Raw genomic sequence first — 19,539 nt, 5'->3', positions numbered from 1 at the left:
GCGTCTCGATCGACGCCGCTTGGCGGCCCCGACCCCGACGATGTCGGCCGTGTCAGGACCTTACCATGGCGATCGGCGTCGAAATGCGGCGGCGATCCATATGGAGTCGCCTGAAGCCGCCATTAGCAAGACCATCAGCGCGATCAGCCAGCCCGCGAAGACGGACGTCAGGAACATGGTCCAGAAGGGCGAGGCCATCGTCGTTCGCGAGAACTCTGCCAGAGCCTCCTTCGTCTCCGGATCGAACACGGACGTGTAGGCAAGGACGGCCGAGAAGATCCAGGTGCCGCGATGTTGGAGGCGAGAACGATCGCCCAGAGGCGCAGGACGAGCCCAAGCCGCCGCCAGCTCGGGCCCTGCAGGAGCGGCAGGACGGGCATCAGCGTGTTCTCGGTGAAGAGCTGCTGGCGGCCGAGAACCACGATCAGGAAGCCGACGGTGTAGCCGAGCGAGGTGAGAATGTGCTCCCAGGGCGTGTCCGGCAGCGCCACCATGAGGGCCGCAGGAACCACGATGGAGAAACCGATCGAGAGACCCGCCGCAAGACCCGACACCATCAGCGCGAAGCCGCTTCGCTCCAGCTCCCGCTCGCCTTCCGTGCGGATCGTCTCGTGGATCAGTGCGGCGCTCGGCCGGCTCTGATGATCGACGGCCTTCCGCTCGCCACGCGTCAGATCGTCGGCCGAAGAGGCGGGCGTCAGGCGGTTGGCGGTGCTGTCATCCATGTCATCGCCCCATCCGGAGAACCGGCGCCGTGTCCGCCCTCGTCAACTCCGGACCTTCGACTTCGGTCCGGCGGGCGAGTGATGAACCGCGATGCTATCTATTCAGCGACCGGGGGGATAACCCGACGTCGACCGCACGCCGGGTCCGCCTGTCGAAACGCTCATCGCGGCGCCAATTCATCGCCGCGGTGTCGGCTCGTCCGTGCGACCATCAAGCCGCCTTCTTGGCTCGCCCGCGCTTGGCCTTCGGCGCGGGAGCCGGGGCTGGCGCGGCCTCGGGCTCGGCCTTGATCGAGGGAGACTCGGTCTCGGCGCGCTTGCGGCCCAGGCCCATGCTCCTGGCGAGCGCGGAGCGGGCGGCGGCGTAGTTGGGTGCCACCATCGGGTAGTCGCTCGGCAGGCCCCACTTCTTGCGGTAGTCGTCCGGGCTCATGCCGTAGTTCGACTGAAGGTGGCGCTTCAGCGACTTGTACCGCCTCCCGTCTTCCAGGCTGATCAGGTAATCGGGCGTGATCGACTTCTTGATCGACACGGCCGGCACCAGCTCGACTGGATCGGGCACCGCGGCGGCCTGGGGGCCGGCCGGGCTCGCCAGGGCGGCGCGCACGCTGGCGATCAGCGCGGGCAGCTCGCTCGCCGGAACCTGGTTGTTGCTGACATAGGCGGTGATGATGTCAGCCGCCGCGTCGAGGTGCGAGTCGTTGATGTCGCTCAAGGAGTTTCCGATCGTTCGGGAGTGATTTGGCAAACAGATACAACAGACAAGTCGGCGCGCGGCATCTGTAGATCACCCAGCGATCGACCTTCTTCCGGCTGCTGTCAAGCCAGCTTGGCTGTGATCGACAACCTGCCGGACACATTTGACGGTTTGGCAGATGCCCTCGACAAGAAGATGCGCCGGCGTGTCAGGTCGCCAGTCCGTTCAGGTCTTCAAGAGCCGAACGCTTCGTTGACCCGCTGCTTTGCGATCCAAAGGCTGCGGGTGGCGGTATCTGCATGGAGCGACGTCTGAAGCGATCCACGACGACGCGCGCCCAGTCCTCCTGGAAGAGGCGGCTGAGGTGAAGGTCGGTGAGCTGCAGGAGCCGGTATCCGTCGAACTCGGGCGGCAGGCCGCGGATCGCGACCCCAACGTCCTTGGGCTCCGGGTACCGCGTCGCCTGATGAACGGCGAGGGCGGCGAGGAGCATCGCGGCGATGGCGGCGCCGTAGCGCGCGCGGGTCGACACGATCGACCCCGACCGCCGGAACGCGAGCCTTGCGAGGCCGGAGAAATCGAGCGCGATCTGGAAGATCGGCAGGAACAGGATTGCGCCGAAGGCCCAGTTGAAGGCGAGCACCACTCCTTGCGGGAACTCCGGCGCGAAGACCGAGCCCGAGGAGAGGCGGCTCCAGAGGTGGTACTGCGACGCGAAAAGGAGCAGGACACCCACCGCGATCTTCGATCGGCGGCCCCAGGGCAAGGGCAGGAGACAGCGCGCCAGCACGTAGAGGCAGGGTATCGAGAAGTTCAGGTGGAACATCCCGGGCTTTCGGTGGGTGACCCGCGGGTCCGCGGCGGAGTAGGGGTTCGGCACCGATCGCGGGCCGTCGGGTCCGAGGTTCCGTGATTGTGGAGCGCGGACGCCCCCTGCCAGCGGGGCGGGACGACAGATCGCGATTGGACGGGAAGGGGGGTGTCGCACTTGGTCACGGCTGCCGTCGACGCGAATGGATGCAGCATCACGCCGGCCTATGTTCGAGGTCGGGAATAGGCTGACGGGTTTCGGGCTGACTGAGCCAAGCTACGGCGCGCGAGGCTCTCTTCAACGGAACGGATGCCTTCACGCCAGATTGTGACCATGCCGAAGCCGGAGCCCTGCATGAGCTACACTTCCTACGACCATCGATCGCCGTTCGACGCCTTGCACGGCATCCTGCTGAGCTTTCCCGTCGCGCTGTTTACGAGCGCGCTCGCTTCGGACGTGGCCTACCTTCAAACGGCCGAGATCCAGTGGAGCAACTTTGCGAGCTGGGCGATCGCCGGGGCGCTCGTCTTCGGCGGGCTGGCCGCCGCCTGGGCGCTGGCCGACTGGATCGTGAAGCTGGACCGCCCCGACAGCGGCCGCCGGCTCTCCTACGTCGCCGTCCTCGCGGTCATGTGGATCATCGGCCTCGTCAACGCCTTCCACCATGCGCGCGACGCCTGGAGCTCGGTCGGCGCGACCGGGCTCGTCCTGTCGGTCGTCACCAGCCTCCTCGCCTTGGCCGCGGGCTGGATGTTCTTCTCCCAATTCACGCGCCCGGACCCGAGCCGATGATCAAGCCCCTTCTGCTCACCGCCGTCGCCGCCCTGGTCCTTACGGGTTGCAGCGAGAGCGACCCGAACCTCAAGGAGGCCGGCGCGGCGCCCGACCTTCCCGCCGTCAACGAGACCCTCGTCCCGCCGATGAAGATCGCGGAGCCCGCGGGCTGGAACGGGCAGGTGCCGACCGTCCCGGAGGGCTTCACCGTCACCGCCTTCGCCGGCGACTTCCTCATTCCGCGCCAGATGCTCGTCCTTCCCAACGGCGACGTCCTCGTGGCCGAGGGACGCGGCGGCAACGCGCCGGCGCTCCGGCCGAAGGACATCATCGCCGGCTTCATCAAGAAGCAGGGCAACACGCAGGTGAAGAGCGGCAACCGCGTCTCGCTGTTGCGCGACGCCGACAATGACGGCACCCCGGAGGTGCGAACCGTCTTCATCGAGAACCTCGACGCGCCCTACGGCCTCGCCTTCGTGGACGGCTCGATCTACGTCGCCAACCAGGACGCCTTGATGCGCTTCCCCTACGAAGAGGGCCAGACGCGGATCACGGCGCCCGGCGAGGAGGTCACCAAGCTCCCCTCGGCCATCAACCACCACTGGACGAAGTCGCTGACGGCCAGCGCCGACGGCACCAAGCTCTACGTCGGCATCGGCTCGAACAGCAATGTCGGCGAGCGCGGCATGGAGGTCGAGGAGGAGCGGGCGGTCGTTTGGGAGATCGACCGGGCGAGCGGGGCGACGCGCACCATCGCCCGCGGCATCCGCAACCCGACGGCCCTCGCCATCGAGCCGACGAGCCGGGCCTTGTGGGCCGTCGTCAACGAGCGCGACGAGCTCGGGCCCCAACTGGTGCCGGACTACCTGACGTCGGTGCGCGAGGGGGCGTTCTACGGCTGGCCCTACAGCTACTGGGGCAAGAACCTCGATCCGCGCGTCCACCCGCAGAAGCCGGAGCTGGTCGAGACGGCCATCGCGCCGGACTACGCGCTCGGCTCGCACGTGGCGGCGCTCGGCCTGTCCTTCGCGACCGAGAACGGCTTCGGCGGCGCCTTTGCCGAAGGCGCCTTCGTCGGCGAGCACGGAAGCTGGAACCGGCTGGACCCGTCGGGCTACAAGGTCGTCTGGGTGCCGTTCGAGGCGGGCCGTCCGGCCGGAGAGCCCGTGGACTTCGTCACCGGCTTCCACATCGAGGGCGGCGAGACACGGGGCAGGCCCGTCGGCGTGACCTTCGATCCGAAGAAGCGGATCCTGCTCATCGCGGACGACCTGTCCAACACGATCTGGCGGGTCGCTCCAAGCCCGCAGGTCCAGGCTTCGCGCTGAGGCTCGGAGCCTGCCGACAGGAAGCGGCCGTTCGAGGGTTCCATCGTGCCGTTCTCATAGCTCGGCTGGGTCGAGACCTGTTCAAAAGCTTCCGTCCGATTCGTCAGGGCGTATGGGTCCATGTGGGCCGGCGAGAATCGACAGTTGCTTCATTCGCCAAGCCGGAATGCCGCCTTTCCGCTGACGGCCCTTGCGAGGAGCCCGGGCAGCCGTCGAGCGTCACCGTCGTTCCCGCAACGAAGCGGCCGGTCGCGGCATTTGCGATCCTATGATCCGCGACCTTCCCGAACTGCCGGACCACGCCTTCAGCAAGGCCGATGCCGGCGACGACGCGCTGTTCTATAGACCGGCCCGCCTCGTCACCCACATCGACGAGGGCGCCACCGCGGCCTTGGCCGATTTCTACGCGACGCTCCTGCCGCGAGGTGGAAGCGTTCTCGACCTCATGTCGAGCTGGGTCAGCCATCTGCCCGCCGAGATGGAGTTCCGGGAGGTCGTCGGGCACGGCATGAACGGAGAGGAACTGGTCGCCAATCCTCGCCTCGACCGATGGTTCGTTCAGGACCTCAACCGCGTTCCCACGCTGCCTCTGCCGGACGAGAGCCTGGATGCCGTCCTGTGCTGCGTCGGGGTGCAGTATCTCCAGCAGCCCGTGTCCGTGTTCCGCGACGCCAAGCGCCTGCTTCGCGATGGTGGGGTCGCCGTCGTCAGCTTCTCGAACCGCTGCTTTCCGACCAAGGCGGTGGCGGTCTGGCGGGCGCTCGACATGAATGGACAGGCGGGGCTGGTGCGCCTGTACCTGGAGCGCGCCGGCTTCGCTGCGGTGGAAACGGTTGTTCTGCGAGATGGCCAGGATGGCGATCCGCTGGTCTGCGTCGTGGGGTGGCGATAGGGGCGAGCAGGTCCCGCGTCCACGCTGCCTAAGCCGGTCGGTCGCTTCGCCCCTTCAAGGTTGCTCAGGCGATCGGAACGCCCAGAGATCCTTCCGGCCGCGTCTCCGAGGCGTAGCGTGGATCGACGGCGACATCAGCTCCGGTCCCACGCGAGCCGAAACGACATCAAGCCCGTGCCCTGAGCCTTTCCGGCTGGATATCTCCCGCTTCCCATGCCAGCAGTTCCTCGATCGGCATCGGCTTGGCCAGGAAGTATCCTTGTAAGCAGTCGCAGCCGATCGATCGAAGGAGCTGAAGCTGCGAAGCGTCCTCCACCCCTTCCGCTATTCACTTCATGCGCATCGACTTGCAGAATGCGACGACGGCCGACAGGAGCTCGCGACCTTCCTGGTCCTGCGAGCCCACGATGAAGCTCCGATCGATCTTGACCTTGTCGAAGGAGAGCCTGCGCAGGTAGCTGAGGCTCGACTGGCCGGCGCCGAAATCATCTAGCGCGATCTTGATCTCGAGCGAGCGCAGCAGGCGGATCGATGCTTCTGCCGTCGGGAAGTCCCGCACTACCGCCGTTTCCGTAAGCTCCCTCACGAGGCGCGAGGGGTGAATGCCCGAGCCTCTTACGAGTGAGATGATCGCGACGACCGTCTCGTGGCAGGTGATGTCATGGGCGGGCAGGTTGAAGGACAGTTTCACCTTTCCCAGGATCTGCTCCAGGCATGTCAGGGCCTTCGACAGCAGCGTCAGCCCAGGCGGTGCATGATGCCTGCACGCTCGGCCAACGGGATGAAGACGTCGGGCCCGACGCGGCCGAGCTGCGGGCTCGTCCAGCGAGCGAGAGCCTCCACCGAGGTGATGGTTGCCTCGCCGATGCTTGCGATCGGCTGGAGGTGGGCGACCATCTCCGCCTCGAGGTGGGCGACCTGGAGTGCTGCCTCGACGACAAGGTCCGAGCGGATCCCCGACGGAAACCGTCATTCCCGCCGCCAAACTGCATCAGTCATGAGTCAGACCCAGTTTTGTAGGCCGTTTGACACCCATCCAGGACCGAGCCGTCCTGCCGGTTCCGTCAGGAGCCTCTGCCGTGACGAGCAGATCTTCGTGGCGCCCAGTTCTCAGGTCGGGCATGCTATGGAGCGGAAATTGGAATGGCTTGAGGCGCGGCCCCTTGACGACGAGAACGCTTGAACTTCTCGACCGGCTTGTCGGCTTCCCGACCGTCAGCCGCGATTCAAATCGCGCGCTGATCGATTTCGTCGCCGATCTGCTGGGCCGGCGCGGCATCGACTGCGAGATCGTCGGCACGCCGGACGGGTCGAAGGCGAACCTCTTCGCCACGATCGGGCCAGCGGAGGTTCCCGGCATGCTTCTGTCGGGGCACACCGACGTCGTGCCGGTGGACGGGCAGGACTGGGCTTCCGACCCCTTCCGCCTCGCCGTCCGGGAAGGGCGGGCCTTCGGGCGGGGGACGGCGGACATGAAGGGCTTCCTCGCCGCGGCCCTGGCGCTGGCGGAGCGCGCGGCCGGCGAGCGGCTCGCCATGCCGCTGCACCTCGCCTTCAGCCACGACGAGGAGGTGGGGTGCGTGGGCGTGCGCTCGCTCATCGGGCATCTCGCCCGGCGCGCCTTCGAGCCGCGCTTCTGCCTCGTCGGCGAGCCGACCTCGATGCGCGTGGCGACCGGCCACAAGGGCAAGATCGCCGCGCGCGCCTGCGCCCACGGCCTCGCCGGCCACTCGGCGCTCGCGCCGAAGGCCTTGAACGCCATCCATCTGGCGGCCGACTTCGTGGCAAGCCTGCGCGAGGCGCAGGCCCGGCTCGCGGCGAGCGGCCGCCGGGACGCGGACTACGACGTGCCCTACACAACGATCCATGTCGGGCGGATCGAGGGCGGCACGGTTCTCAACATCGTGCCCGAGCGCTGCGCGCTGGACTTCGAGATCCGCAACGTTTCGGGCGACGATCCGCTCGCGATCCTCCATGCCTTGCGCGCCGAGGCCGAGGCGATCGCCGCGCGCGAGCGGCCGCGCTTCGCCTGCGCCGCGATCGACGTCGAGGTGACCAACGCCTATCCCGCGCTCGATACGCCGCCAGATGCCGACGTCGTGGCCTTCGTCCGCTCGCTCACCGAGGAGGACGCGACCTGCAAGGTCGCCTTCGGCACCGAAGGCGGCCTCTTCGACGAGGCCTTCGGCGTTCCCACCGTGGTGTGCGGCCCCGGCTCGATGGACCAGGGCCACAAGCCGGACGAGTTCGTGTCGCTGGAGCAGCTCGCGGCTGCCGACCGGATGATGGACCGGCTACTCGCCGCGATTCGCGCCTAGCGGTCTTCCTCGGTTTTGCTGAAGCAGAGCTGCGCCAAATCATAGTTTTGCCGAAGCCGTGGGTCCGGTACCTCGATGGACGGATACGCCCCCGCGGCGGAATCCGGGCCGTCGGAGGGACCGGGAATGTCAGTGGAACAGATCGATACGCTCGTCGTCGGAGCGGGACAGGCCGGCGTCGCGATGAGCGAGCATCTCGGCCGCAACGGCGTGCCGCACCTCGTCCTGGAGCGCGGCCGCATCGCCGAGCGCTGGCGCTCGGGGCGCTGGGACTCGCTCGTCGCCAACGGCCCGGCCTGGCACGACCGCTTTCCCGGCCTCGAATTCGACGCCTTCCATCCCGACGCCTTCGTGCCGAAGGACGAGGTCGCGGGCTATTTCGCGCGCTATGCCGAAGCCTTTTCCGCTCCCGTGCGCTGCGGGGTCGAGGTGCGGCGTGTCAGCCGGCTGGAGGGGCGGCGTGGCTTTCGCGTCGAGACTTCGCAGGGCGTGATCGAGGCCGGCAACGTCGTAGCCGCCACCGGTCCCTTCCAGACCCCGGTGATCCCGCCGGTCGTGCCGAGCGGAAAGGGGCCTGCGCAGATCCACTCCGCCGACTACCGCAATCCGGGACAACTGCCGGACGGCGCCGTGCTCGTGGTCGGCGCCGGCTCCTCGGGCGTCCAGATCGCCGACGAGCTGTCGCGCGCCGGGCGGCGGGTCGTCCTGTCGATCGGGCCGCACGAGCGCCCGCCGCGCGCCTATCGCGGGCGCGACTTCGTGTGGTGGCTGGGGGTGCTCGGCAAGTGGGACATCCAGTCCCGCGCGTCCGGCACGGAGCACGTCACCATCGCCGTCAGCGGCGCGCGGGGCGGCGAGACCATGGATTTCCGCCGGCTGGCGGCCGAGGGCATGACGCTGGTCGGGCGCACCGAGTCCTTCGCCGACGGGGTGCTGCGCTTCGCGCCCGACCTCGCCGAGACCATCGCGCGGGGCGATGCGAGCTACCTCGCCCTTCTCGACGAGGCGGACGCCTATGTCGCGCGCAACGGGCTCGACCTGCCGGAGGAGCCGGAAGCGCGCAGCATCGGCGAGGACCCGTCCTGCGTGAGCGAGCCGATCCTGGAGCTGGACCTCGCCGCGGCGGGCGTTTCGGCGATCGTCTGGGCGACCGGCTACACAGCCGACTACGGCTGGCTGGAGGTCGACGCCTTCGACGCGAACGGCCGCCCGGCCCACCAGCGCGGCGTATCGAGCGAGCCCGGCATCTACTTCCTCGGCCTGCCCTGGCTGTCGGGGCGCGGGTCGAGCTTCATCTGGGGCGTCTGGCACGACGCCCGCTACCTGGCCGACCACATCGCGACGCAGCGCTCCTACCTCGCCTATCACGAGGCCCGCGAGGCCGCGGACGCGAAGGCCGCGCCCGCCCGGCGCGCGGCCTCGGCCTGACGCGCGACGCGACCCGCACCCGATCGATGGAGGCCCCTGTGGCACACACCCGCATCCGCACGTTCAACACGCGCGACACCTATCCCGAGCAGAAGCTCGACAACGACCTCTGCCAGACGGTGGTGGCCAAGGGCTCGATGGTGTTCGTCCGCGGCCAGATCGGCCAGGACCTCGACACCTCGCAGAGCGTGGCGATCGGCGACGCCGCGGGCCAGACCGAGAAGGCGATGGCCAACATCGCCCTGCTGCTCGGCGAGGCGGGGGCCGAGCTGGCGCATATCTGCAAGATCACGATCTACATCACCGATCCGCGCTACCGCGAGGACGTCTACCGCGTCGTCGGCCGCTGGCTGAAGGGCGTCTATCCCGTTTCCACCGGCATCGTCGTTTCGGCGCTGGCGCGGCCCGAATGGCTGGTCGAGGTGGACGCGATAGCCGTGATCCCGGAGGACGCCGCGTGACCTTCTCGATCGTCGCGCGCTGCGCGAAGACCGGCATGTTCGGCGTCGCGGTGGCCTCGTCCTCGCCGGCGGTGGCGGCGCGCTGCGCCTATGCGCGGGCCGGCGTCGGCGCCGTCGCCAGCCAGAACGTGACGGACCCGCGGCTCGGCAACAGGACGCTCGACCTCATGGCGCTCGGCGCGGGCGCCGAGCAGGCGATCGAGATCCTCAGGGCGTCTACCCGGCACATGGACTTCCGCCAGGTGCTGGCGGTCGACGCCGCCGGCGGCTCGGCGGTCCATTCCGGCCCGCGCGCGCTCGGCACCTTCGCCGAGGCCCGGGGGCCGGACGTCGCCTGCGGCGGCAACCTTCTGGCCGACGCGGGCGTCCCGCACCGCATGGTCGAGGCCTTCGCAGCGTCGAGCGGCCATCTCGGCGATCGCCTCCTCGCCGCGATGCGGGCGGCGGTCGAAGCGGGGGGCGAGGAAGGCCCCGTGCATTCGGCGGGCCTCAAGCTCGTGGACGAGGTCGAGTGGCCGGTCGCCGACCTTCGCGTCGACTGGACGCACACCTGCCCGATCGAGGACCTCGCCGCGCTCTGGGCGCTCTACCGGCCGCAGCTCGACGCCTACGTGACGCGCGCCCTCGATCCCGCGGCAGCGCCGAGCTACGGCGTGCCGGGCGACGAATAGGAATTGGCCGACATGACCACCGAACTCGATCGCGCCGCCTGGACGGCCAAGGCCCGGGCGCTCGACATCCGCACTCAGGCGTTCATCGACGGGCGCTTCTTGCCCGCCGCCTCCGGCCGCACCTTCGACACGGTGAACCCGGCGACCGGCGCAGTGATCGCCGCGGTCGCGGAAGGGGCCTCCGAGGACGTCGACCGGGCGGTGCGCGCCGCGCGCCGCGCCTTCGAGGCCGGGTCCTGGTCGCGCGCCGCGCCCGCCGAGCGCAAGACGGTGCTCCTCCGGCTCGCCGACCTCATCCGCGCCCACCTCCACGAGTTCGCCCTTCTCGAAAGCCTCGACATGGGCAAGCTCGTCAAGGACGCCGCGGCGATCGACGTGCCGGGCGCCGCCGGCGTCTTCCAATGGTACGGCGAGGCGGCCGACAAGCTCTACGACGAGGCGGCGCCGACGGGGCGCGGCGACCTCGCGCTGGTGCGGCGCGTGCCCCTCGGCGTCGTCGGCGCCGTGGTGCCCTGGAACTTCCCGCTCGACATGGCGGCCTGGAAGTGCGCGCCGGCGCTCGCCGCCGGCAACAGCGTGGTCCTCAAGCCCGCCGAGCAGTCGCCGCTCTCGGCGCTGCGCTTGGCCGAACTCGCCAGCGAAGCCGGCCTGCCCGACGGCGTCCTCAACGTCGTGCCGGGCTTCGGCGAGACGGCGGGGCGCGCGCTCGGCCTCCACCCGGACGTCGACTGCCTCGCCTTCACCGGCTCGACCGAGATCGGCAAGGTCTTCCTCGGCTATTCCGCGCAGTCCAACATGAAGCAGGTCTGGCTGGAATGCGGCGGCAAGAGCCCGAACCTCGTCTTCGCCGACTGCCGCGACCTCGACGCGGCCGCCGACATGGCCGCCTTCGGCATCTTCTTCAACCAGGGCGCCGTGTGCTCGGCGAACTCGCGGCTGCTCGTCCAGCGCTCCGTCAAGGACGCCTTTCTCGAAAAGCTCGTCGCCAGGGCCGAGGCGATCCGGCCGGGCGACCCGCTCGATCCCGCCTCGACCATGGGTGCGATCGTCGACGAGGCGCAGACCGGGCGCATCCTGTCCTTCATCGCCGACGGGCGCGAGACGGCGCGCCTTGCCACCGGCGGCGAACGGGTGCGCGTCGCGGGTGCGGGCTGCTTCGTCGAGCCGACGATCTTCGACGAGGTCGCCGCCTCCTCGCGGCTCGCGCGCGAGGAGGTCTTCGGCCCCGTGCTCGCCGTCATCCCCTTCGACGGCGAGGCGGAAGCGGTCGCCCTCGCCAACGATTCGCCCTACGGCCTCGCGGCCTCGGTCTGGACCGACGACCTGTCGCGGGCGCATCGCGTCGCCGATCGCCTCCATGCGGGGACAGTCTCGGTCAACACGGTGGATGCCTTGAGCCCGCAGACTCCCTTTGGCGGCTTCAAGCAGTCCGGCTTCGGCCGCGACCTGTCGCTCCACGCGCTCGACAAGTATACCGGCCTGAAGACGACCTGGATCCGCTACCGGGCTGAGAGCGGCGATTGAGGCGCTGGGCCGGAACCGGCTAGAACGGCGCCCGCATCACGCGGGGCCATGACATGCGCTTCACCTTCCGGCAGCTCGAATACTTCGTCGCGGCGGGCGAGACGGGCTCGATCACCCTCGCCTCCGAGCGGCTGCACATTTCGCAGCCCTCGATCTCCACCGCGATCTCGCATCTCGAGCGCGAGTTCGACGTGCAGCTCTTCATCCGCCACCACGCGCAGGGGCTGTCGCTGACGGCGGCCGGGCGCGCGTTCCTCGTCGAGGCCAAGCGCCTCGTGCAGCAGGCGGAGGCTCTCTACGCCGTCGTCTCGGAGACCAGCGCGCAGGTGCGCGGCCGGCTGATCGTCGGCTGCTTCTCGACGCTCGCCCCGCTGGTCATGCCGGAGCTGGCGCACGCCTTCACCGAAGGCTTTCCCGCCACCCAGATCCAGCAGCTCGAAGGCGACCACGGCTCGCTGATCGCCAGCTTGTCGCGCGCCGAAATCGACGCGGCCATCACCTACGACCTCGCGCTCGCACCCGGCATCGCCTTCGAGCCCCTGGCAAGCCTGCCCGCCCATGTCTGGGTGGCCGATAGCCACCCGCTCGCCGGGCATACGGCCGTCGCCCTGTCGGACCTGACCGACTGGCCGCTGATCCTCCTCGACCTGCCGCTCAGTCGCGAATACTTCCTCGGCCTCTTCGCCGCGGAAGGGCTGACGCCGGTGATCGGCCAGCGCACGACCTATCAGGAGGTCGTGCGCACCATGGTCGCCAACGGCTATGGCTACACGCTCGCCAACGTGCGGCCGCGCTCCGACGTCGCGCTCGACGGCAAGCGAATCGTGCGGCTCCGGCTCGCGGGCGAGCACCGCCCTATGCGGCTCGGCATCGCGACGCTTGCCGCCTATCGCAAGCCCCGGCTGCTGACCGCCTTCGAGCAGCACTGCCGGGCCTACATCTCCGACAGCTACATCCCCGGCATGGCGGCCCCCGCCACCGAAAAGCGCACGCGCCGCGGGCAGGAGACGCCGCCTTCCTAGGCATGTCGCACAAGGTCCGGGCAGCTTTTCCGCATGGCGCCTGCTTCCGAAAAACCGATGCAGGACCGCAGAATTTGGTAATTTTTCCGAACATCGCGGAGTGATTTCATCTCCTCGCGCCGAGCTTCTCGGCCCTTCCGTCGCGGACCGCCGGTTCCGGCCGGTCGGCAACCCTCGAGACACGGGATCGAGACGATGAAAGCAGCTCTCCGCCTGTTGGGCGCCCTCACGACCTCGGTGGCGCTCCTCGCGACGCCGCTCGCGGCCGAGGCGGGCACGCTGCGCCTCGGCATGACGACTTGGGTCGGCTACGGCCCGCTCTTCCTGGCGCGCGACCTCGGCTACTTCAAGGAGGGCGGGCTCGACGTCGAGCTGAACCTCATCGAGGACACCGCGCTCTACATGGCGGGCGTGGCCTCGGGCGATCTCGACGGCTCGGCCTCCACGGTGGACGAGCTGATGAAGTACCGCTCGTCGGACTTCTGCTTCAACTTCGTCGTGGCGCTCGACGATTCGAGCGGGGGCGACGGGGTCCTCGTCGGCGAGGGCGTCAACAGCCTCGCCGATCTCAAGGGCACCCAGGTCGGCCTCAACGAGGGCGCGGTCTCCGAGTTCTGGTTCGACATCCTGCTGAAGCGCGAGGGCATGAGCCTTTCCGACGTTCAGGTGCTCAACATGACGGCCGACGACGCGGCCGCCGCCTTCATCGCCGGCCGGATACCGGCCGCGGTGACCTGGGAGCCGCATCTCTCGCTCGTGCGCGCGCAGAACAAGGGCAAGGTGCTCGTCGACTCCAGCGCGACGCCCGGCGTCATCGTGGACGTCGTGCAGCTGCGCTGCGACGTGATCGAGAAGCAGCCGGAGGACGTGAAGGCCCTCGTCGCCGGCCTCTACCGTGCCAACGAGTACATCAAGTCCAACCCGCAGGAAGCCTACGAGATCATGGCAAAGGGCGTCGGCGGCTACCTGTCGGAGCCGGCCGCCTTCGCCGAGGCCGCCAAGGGCGTCACCTTCTACGACAAGGAACGCAACGTCGCCTTCTGGGGCACGGCGGAACAGGGGCCCCTTTCCGATCTGATCAAGCTCGGCAACGAGATCCTCGGCGGCTCCGGCGCGCTGCGCCAGCCCGGCTCCTACGCCGAGCTCGTCAGCACCCAGTTCGTCCGGGGCGAGTGATGGCGCAGGACCTGGCGATGGAAGCTCCCGGCAGCCGGAGCCGGGCCGAAGCCTCTCCCGCGGGCCAAGCGCCGGCGCGGCGCCGCTCGCGGACGTGGACGCCCTTCGCGGCGCCCTCGTCCTCCCAGAACTTCGTCCTCGCCTCCGCCGTCTGGGCCCTGATCGCCGGCTGCTGGGCGGCGCTGTCCTACGGCGGCGTCGTGTCCTCCATGTTCCTGCCGACGCCGACCGCCGTGTTCGAACGCGCCGTCGCGATGATCGGCGACGGAAGCCTCCTGACCCACGCCCTGTCGAGCGTCCAGGTGGTGATGATCGGCTTCGCCCTGTCATCGCTCGTCGCCGTGCCCGTCGGCCTTTGGATGGGCACCTACGCGCCGGTGCGGGCCGCGATCGAGCCGGTGGTGAACTTCATCCGCTACCTGCCCGTCACCTCCTTCGTGCCGCTCTTCATCCTGTGGATCGGCATCGGCCTGCAGCAGCGCGTCACCGTCATCGTCTTCGGCGTCTTCTTCCAGCAGCTCGTGATGGTCGCCGACAGCGCGCGCGGCATCGCGCGTGACCTCGTCAACGCCGCCTACACGCTGGGCACCAAGCGCTCGGAGGTGGTCTGGCACATCGTCTTCCCGGCGACCCTGCCGGCGATCCTCGACATGCTGCGCGTGACCGCCGGCTGGGCCTGGACATACCTCGTGGTCGCCGAGCTCGTCGCCGCCTCCAGCGGCCTCGGCTACATCAGCCTGCGTGCCATGCGAGGCTTCCAGGTCGACACGATCTTCCTCGCGGTCCTGACGATCGGCTTCCTCGGCCTCGTCACCGACCTGTTCTTCAGGCTCCTCCGCAGAAAGCTCGCGCCATGGGCGATGTGATCGAAGCGCCCTCAGTGCCGCGTGCCGGCACCGTGAGGCCGGAGGCCGGCCGGTCCGCCGCCCTGTCCGTGTCGAACGTCTCGCTCGTCTATGCCGGCGGCCGGGGCCGCGAGGTGGTCGCCCTCGACCGGGTGTCGCTGGACGTTTCGCCGAACGAGTTCTGCGTCATCGTCGGCCCGTCGGGATGCGGCAAGTCGAGCCTCCTCTACCTGATCGCCGGGCTGAACGAGGCGACCTCGGGGCAGATGGCGGTGAACGGCGTTTCCGTCCACGAGCCGGGCCCCGACCGGGGCATGGTCTTCCAGGGCTACACGCTGTTTCCCTGGCTGACGGTGCGCCAGAACATCGAATACGGCCCGAAGCGCCAGGGCATGTCGGCGGCCGAGCGCTCCGGCATCGTCGACCGCTACCTCGCCGAGATCGGCCTGACGCAGTTCGCCGAGCACTACCCGGCCATGCTGTCGGGCGGCATGCGCCAGCGCGTGGCGATCGCGCGCGCGCTCGCCAACGATCCGGGCGTCCTCCTGATGGACGAGCCCTTCGGCGCCCTCGACAGCCAGACCCGCGCCACGATGCAGAAGCTTCTCCTGCGCATCTGGGAGCAACACAAGAAGACGGTGCTCTTCGTGACGCACGACATCGACGAAGCGCTGCTGCTCGGCGACCGCGTCGTCGTGATGAGCGCCCGGCCCGGCCGCATCAAGGCGGAGCTGTCCATCGCGCTGCCGCGCCCGCGCTCCATGGACCTGGCGCTTGAGCCCGACTTCATCGCGCTCAAGCGCCGCATCCTCGACCTCCTGCGCGACGAGATCGACGAGGAGCACTGATACCGGCGCGCCTTCGCCCTGACGTCGTCAGGGCGAAGGGTTCCGCCCACAAGGGCGGACGCCCGTTCGGGCTTGGCCCCGCTCCTCCGAACGGGTCCGCTCGACGGAGCGGCGGCATGAAAGGTCCCGCGGGCCAGGAAGACGCGACATGACGAGCGAGACCGGCGACGCCCTCGAATTCGACTACGTGGTGGTGGGGGCCGGCTCGGCGGGCTGCGTCCTCGCCAACCGGCTGAGCGCCGACCCCGCCGCGCGGGTCTGCCTCGTGGAAGGCGGCGGGCAGGACCGCACGCCCCGCATCCACGTCCCCGCCGGCACGATCACGCTCTACAAGAGCGACCGCTACGCCTACCAGTTCATGTCCGAGCCGCAGGAGAAGCTGAACGGGCGGCGCGTCCACGTGCCGCGCGGGCGCATGCTCGGCGGCTCGTCCTCCATGAACTCGATGATCTACATCCGCGGCGACCGGTCGGACTACGACGGCTGGGCCGCCATGGGCTGTCCCGGCTGGGCCTTCGACGACGTCCTGCCCGTCTTCAAGCGCTTCGAGGACGACCGCCTCGGCCTCGACCCCGCCTTCCACGGCACCGGGGGCGAGCTCGCGGTGGACCGGCCGCGCGATCCCAATCCCGCTTCGCGCCGCTTCGTCGAGGCGGCGCGCGAGGTGGGGATGGCGGAGAACCCGGACTTCAACGGCGCGCGGCTCGAGGGCGTCGGCCTCTACAACGTCACGCAGGCGAACGCCCGGCGGCTGTCGAGCTACCGCGCCTTCGTCCACCCGGTGCGCGGGCGGGCGAACCTCACCGTGATGACGGATGCGCGGGTGGACGGCCTCGACCTCGAGGGCGCGCGCGTGCGCGGCATCGTCGTGACGCGGAACGGCCGGCGCCTTCGCCTCGGCTCCCGGCGCGAAACCGTGCTGGCCGCCGGCGCGCTCGGCTCGCCGGAAATCCTCCTGCGCTCAGGGATCGGCGACGCGGGCGAGCTCGGCCAGGCCGGCATCGAGCCGCGCCACCACCTGCCGGGCGTCGGGCGCAACCTCCAGGACCATCTCGACGGGCTGGTGACGGTGCGCTCGGCCGACGCCTCGACGCTCGGCTTCTCGGCGGGCTCGGCCCCGCGCATCCTCGCCTCGCCCCTGCGCTACCTCGCCTCCAAGGCGGGCTGGCTGACCACGAACTACGTGGAGGCCGGCGGCTTCGCGCGCACGCGCTTCGCCGGCGCGGTGCCCGACGTCCAGTTCCACTTCGTGCCGGGCTATCGCAGCCATCGCGGCCGGCTGTTCGAGTGGGGCCACGGCTACGCCATCCACACCTGCGTCCTGCGGCCCGAAAGCCGCGGCCGGGTGTTTCTCAAGCCCGGCCCAGAGGGGCCGAGCCTCGCCATCGACTTCCGCTTCCTCGACAAGGAGCAGGACGGGCGCGTCCTCGTGGAAGGGATGAAGCTCGCCCGCTCCATCCTCGCCGCCTCGTCCTTCGCCCCGATCCGCGGCGCGGAGATCGCGCCGGGGCCGAAGCGGGCGAGCGACGAGGACCTCATGGCCTATGTGCGCTCGGACGCCAGCACCGTGTTCCACCCCTCCGGCACCTGCCGCATGGGCAGCGACGACCTCGCCGTGACGGGCCCCGACCTCAAGGTGCGCGGGCTCCACGGCCTGCGCGTCGCCGACGCCTCGATCATGCCGACCCTCGTCAGCGGCAACACCAACGCGCCCTCGATCATGATCGGCGAGAAATGCGCCGCGATGATGCTCGCGGACCGATGAGCCGGGGCGCTCCCGCCCCGGCTCGCGCTTCACGCGCCCCGGCTCCCGCAGCAGGAGGCGGCGGGCGCCGGCGGCTCCGCGCCGTCGCGCGCGTCGACGCTGTGCCGGTTCGGCTCGGGCGGCAGGTTCATCGCGATGTTGCGGTCGAAGAAGCCGTTGGGCTTCAGCGTGAAGCCGGCATATTCCACCGGCATGATCGGGAAGTCCTCCGGCTTGCAGACGTGGGTGTGGCCGAAGGAATGCCACAGGACGAGGTCCGTGTTCTCGATCGGACGGTTCTTCTCGACGTAGCGCGGCAGGCCGTCGCCGCCGGCATGGACGTTGGGATAGTCGCCGCTGGCGTATTTCTCGGCCCTGTCGAAGGGCGTCACCCAGACGTGGCGGGTGGCGAAGCCGCCGCGCCGGCGCACCGTCGAGCCCTCCTGCGCGAGCATCAGGGGGCTCGGCATGGCGATCATCTTGTAGCCGGTCGGCTTGCCGACGGAGTTGGCAACGTTCGGGTTGACGACCTTCCAGTAGCGCCCGTTCGCCCCGTCCGCGATGCCGCCCGTGTCGTTCTCGGTGGCCAGCGTTCGAACGCGCGTGTCGAAGACGTTGCCGAACGGGTTGTCCTCGCCCATCGGCCGGGGATGGAACTCGTGCTCGGTGACGGAATTGCCGCCGCCGTCGACGTCCATGTGCAGGCGCACGTTGAAGAAGTGCTGGTGCGTCGGGCCGCCGAGATTGTCGTCGACCATGCCGCCCCAGGGATAGGTCTCGCCGTCGGCGACGGCCGCCGTCTGGATGATGCCGGTGAGCTTGGCTTCCAGCTGGATCGTGCCGTCCTGGTAGAGATACCAGTAGAAGCCGTAGTCGTAGTTGCCGACGGTGGCGAAGAAGGAGATCACCAGCCGGCGCGAGCGGCGCACCTCGTGGACGCCGGTGCGGAACTCGTTGTGCTTCCAGAGGATGCCGAAATCCTCCTCGTGCATGCAGATCGCGTTTTTGAGCAATGTCGGCTGGCCGAGGTCGTCGGCGATCGGCACGTCGAAGTAGCGGATGAGGCCGAGGCAGTCGCAGCCGAGCTCCAGCGAGTTGGCGAGGCGGCCCAGCCCGTACTCGCCCGCGTCGAAGGCGCTCTTCCAGTAATGGTTCGCCGTCGGGTCGGCATAGGGCACGACCATCTCGGTGACGCTGGCGCGGAAGATCACCGGCCGCAGCCGCTCGCCGTCGCGGATCGACAGCTCGTGCAGCACCAGCCCCTCGCGCGGCGTGAAGCCGACGCGGAACGACCAGCCCTGCCACTCGACCTTCCAGCCGTCCACCGAGAAGCTCGGCCCCTCGCGCTGGACGATGTCGAGCGGCTTCAGGTCGGTGCGGGGGCTGAAGTCCTCGCGCCCGTAATTGCGCTTCTTGCGCGGCACGGGAATGGCGAGCGCCTCGTCCACGAGGTCGACGACGCGGTTCTCGATGAGGTCCACCACCGCCACGACGCCCTCGATCGGGTGGGCGTAGCCGTTGTCCGTGACCGCCTCGCGCCAGTAGGCGACGGCGCGCACGATGCGCTTGCCCTTCTCGAAGTCGCGGTCGAAGAAGCCGGACGAGAAGGGATCGACCTGGACGAGTTCCAGCTCGGCCTCCGTCAGCCCCCGCCGCATCACGGCGGCGCGCCAGGCCGGGTCGGCCTTCACGATCGCCTCGCAGCGGAAGAACTCCTCGATCATGACCGGCGGCTGGCCGTAGGGCGCGTCGCGGTTCGGCAGCATGGTGGAGGCCCGCACGCGGCCGTCTTCCAGGTCAACCAGCGCCTCGTGCGCCTCGCCGCTCTCGACGTCGAGCGTCAGCACGAAGGCGATCCGGTCCGGCGCCGCGCCGGTTTCGCGCCAAGCGGAAAGCTCCGCCTTGGCGGGCTCTTCCAGCCGCACGATCGGGTAGCGGGCGTTCGGGCCCAGGCCCCGGTCAGCCACGACCGCGGCGACCGCCCGCGCGATCTCGTCGAGGCTCAAGGGGTCGAGCGGATGGGCAGCGGGCGCGGTGGTCATGGCGAAACCTTTTGGGATGCGGAGCGGCAGATGTCGGAGGCCATGGGCGCCCCGATCCGCTCGTGGACGCAGAACAGGCCGCAGGCGAGGTGCAGCGGCATCGCCGCGGCCAGGAGCCCGACGAGCAGCGCCGCCAGCAGGATCAGGCCCCCGGCCGCGCCTTCGGCCGTCCTCTCGCAATGCCTCACGGACAGGAGCTGAAATGCCGTCATCGCGCCTCGGAGCCTCGTTCG

18 protein-coding genes and 1 pseudogene are annotated in these 19,539 nt (G+C 69.5%); 13 read left to right on the top strand and 6 right to left on the bottom strand.

Annotation, left to right across the window (positions count from 1 at the left end; all coding sequences use genetic code 11):
- Positions 1-167 precede the first annotated feature (167 nt).
- The 3 genes from FZN60_RS02455 to FZN60_RS02445 all read right to left on the bottom strand — a co-directional run bounded on the left by FZN60_RS02455 (position 168) and on the right by FZN60_RS02445 (position 2,248).
- Positions 168-725, bottom strand: a complete 558-nt coding sequence (locus FZN60_RS02455) for a formate/nitrite transporter family protein (protein ID WP_158870755.1) — start codon at positions 723-725, stop codon at positions 168-170.
- Positions 726-936: 211 nt separating this feature from the next.
- Positions 937-1,440 carry a Ros/MucR family transcriptional regulator gene (locus FZN60_RS02450; RefSeq protein WP_158870753.1) on the bottom strand — a complete coding sequence of 168 codons (504 nt, stop codon included), beginning with the start codon at positions 1,438-1,440 and terminating at the stop codon, positions 937-939.
- A gap of 190 nt (positions 1,441-1,630) precedes the next feature.
- Positions 1,631-2,248 (bottom strand): hypothetical protein, encoded by a 618-nt coding sequence (locus tag FZN60_RS02445; RefSeq protein ID WP_158870751.1) that lies wholly within the window; start codon positions 2,246-2,248, stop codon positions 1,631-1,633.
- A gap of 339 nt (positions 2,249-2,587) precedes the next feature.
- Here FZN60_RS02445 and FZN60_RS02440 point away from each other — a divergent pair, with 339 nt between their 5' ends.
- The 3 genes from FZN60_RS02440 to FZN60_RS02430 all read left to right on the top strand — a co-directional run bounded on the left by FZN60_RS02440 (position 2,588) and on the right by FZN60_RS02430 (position 5,227).
- Positions 2,588-3,025 (top strand): DUF2231 domain-containing protein, encoded by a 438-nt coding sequence (locus tag FZN60_RS02440; RefSeq protein WP_158870749.1) that lies wholly within the window; start codon positions 2,588-2,590, stop codon positions 3,023-3,025.
- Positions 3,022-4,335, top strand: coding sequence for a PQQ-dependent sugar dehydrogenase (locus tag FZN60_RS02435; RefSeq protein WP_158870747.1), 1,314 nt, complete (start codon positions 3,022-3,024; stop codon positions 4,333-4,335). The genes FZN60_RS02440 and FZN60_RS02435 overlap by 4 nt, the downstream gene beginning before the upstream one ends.
- Positions 4,336-4,603: 268 nt before the next feature.
- Positions 4,604-5,227 (top strand): methyltransferase domain-containing protein, encoded by a 624-nt coding sequence (locus tag FZN60_RS02430; protein ID WP_158870745.1) that lies wholly within the window; start codon positions 4,604-4,606, stop codon positions 5,225-5,227.
- Between the two features lie 166 nt (positions 5,228-5,393).
- Here the strand turns inward: FZN60_RS02430 and FZN60_RS28790 are convergent.
- A pseudogene (locus FZN60_RS28790) lies at positions 5,394-6,124 on the bottom strand (EAL domain-containing protein).
- Between the two features lie 266 nt (positions 6,125-6,390).
- Between FZN60_RS28790 and argE the strand changes: the two are divergent.
- From argE to FZN60_RS02370, 10 genes are all read left to right on the top strand, one after another.
- Positions 6,391-7,545, top strand: a complete 1,155-nt coding sequence (argE, locus tag FZN60_RS02415; protein WP_246726541.1) for an acetylornithine deacetylase — start codon at positions 6,391-6,393, stop codon at positions 7,543-7,545.
- A 126-nt stretch (positions 7,546-7,671) separates the two neighbouring features.
- A complete protein-coding gene (locus FZN60_RS02410) occupies positions 7,672-8,973 on the top strand; it encodes a flavin-containing monooxygenase (RefSeq protein ID WP_158870739.1) in 1,302 nt (433 codons plus the stop codon).
- Positions 8,974-9,011: 38 nt separating this feature from the next.
- Entirely contained in the window at positions 9,012-9,434 is a 423-nt protein-coding gene (locus FZN60_RS02405; protein WP_158870737.1) for a RidA family protein, read from the top strand.
- Positions 9,431-10,105, top strand: coding sequence for a DUF1028 domain-containing protein (locus tag FZN60_RS02400; RefSeq protein ID WP_158870735.1), 675 nt, complete (start codon positions 9,431-9,433; stop codon positions 10,103-10,105). Before FZN60_RS02405 ends, FZN60_RS02400 begins: the two co-directional genes overlap by 4 nt.
- 12 nt (positions 10,106-10,117) lie before the next feature.
- Complete coding sequence (locus tag FZN60_RS02395) at positions 10,118-11,629, top strand: aldehyde dehydrogenase (protein WP_158870733.1); 1,512 nt, start codon at positions 10,118-10,120, stop codon at positions 11,627-11,629.
- Positions 11,630-11,682: 53 nt separating this feature from the next.
- On the top strand, positions 11,683-12,651 hold the full coding sequence (locus FZN60_RS02390; RefSeq protein WP_158870731.1) for a LysR family transcriptional regulator: 969 nt from the start codon (positions 11,683-11,685) through the stop codon (positions 12,649-12,651).
- A 195-nt stretch (positions 12,652-12,846) separates the two neighbouring features.
- A complete protein-coding gene (locus FZN60_RS02385) occupies positions 12,847-13,827 on the top strand; it encodes an ABC transporter substrate-binding protein (RefSeq protein ID WP_158870729.1) in 981 nt (326 codons plus the stop codon).
- Positions 13,827-14,693, top strand: coding sequence for an ABC transporter permease (locus tag FZN60_RS02380; RefSeq protein WP_199266467.1), 867 nt, complete (start codon positions 13,827-13,829; stop codon positions 14,691-14,693). Before FZN60_RS02385 ends, FZN60_RS02380 begins: the two co-directional genes overlap by 1 nt.
- The gene (locus FZN60_RS02375; protein WP_158870727.1) at positions 14,681-15,520 is read left to right on the top strand and encodes an ABC transporter ATP-binding protein; all 840 of its coding nucleotides are present in this window, start codon (positions 14,681-14,683) and stop codon (positions 15,518-15,520) included. Before FZN60_RS02380 ends, FZN60_RS02375 begins: the two co-directional genes overlap by 13 nt.
- 148 nt (positions 15,521-15,668) lie before the next feature.
- A complete protein-coding gene (locus tag FZN60_RS02370) occupies positions 15,669-17,285 on the top strand; it encodes a GMC family oxidoreductase (protein ID WP_158870725.1) in 1,617 nt (538 codons plus the stop codon).
- A 29-nt stretch (positions 17,286-17,314) separates the two neighbouring features.
- On the opposite strand, the gene FZN60_RS02365 is transcribed toward FZN60_RS02370, so the two are convergent.
- Positions 17,315-19,306 (bottom strand): primary-amine oxidase, encoded by a 1,992-nt coding sequence (locus FZN60_RS02365; RefSeq protein ID WP_158870723.1) that lies wholly within the window; start codon positions 19,304-19,306, stop codon positions 17,315-17,317.
- Positions 19,303-19,518, bottom strand: a complete 216-nt coding sequence (locus FZN60_RS02360; RefSeq protein ID WP_158870721.1) for a hypothetical protein — start codon at positions 19,516-19,518, stop codon at positions 19,303-19,305. Before FZN60_RS02360 ends, FZN60_RS02365 begins: the two co-directional genes overlap by 4 nt.
- Positions 19,519-19,539: the final 21 nt, after the last annotated feature.

Source organism: Antarcticirhabdus aurantiaca, assembly GCF_009765365.1.
Classification (GTDB): Bacteria; Pseudomonadota; Alphaproteobacteria; order Rhizobiales; family Rhizobiaceae; genus Antarcticirhabdus; species Antarcticirhabdus aurantiaca.
The sequence above is the reverse complement of the archived record's forward strand: the minus strand, read 5'-3'. Positions and strand labels throughout refer to the sequence as shown.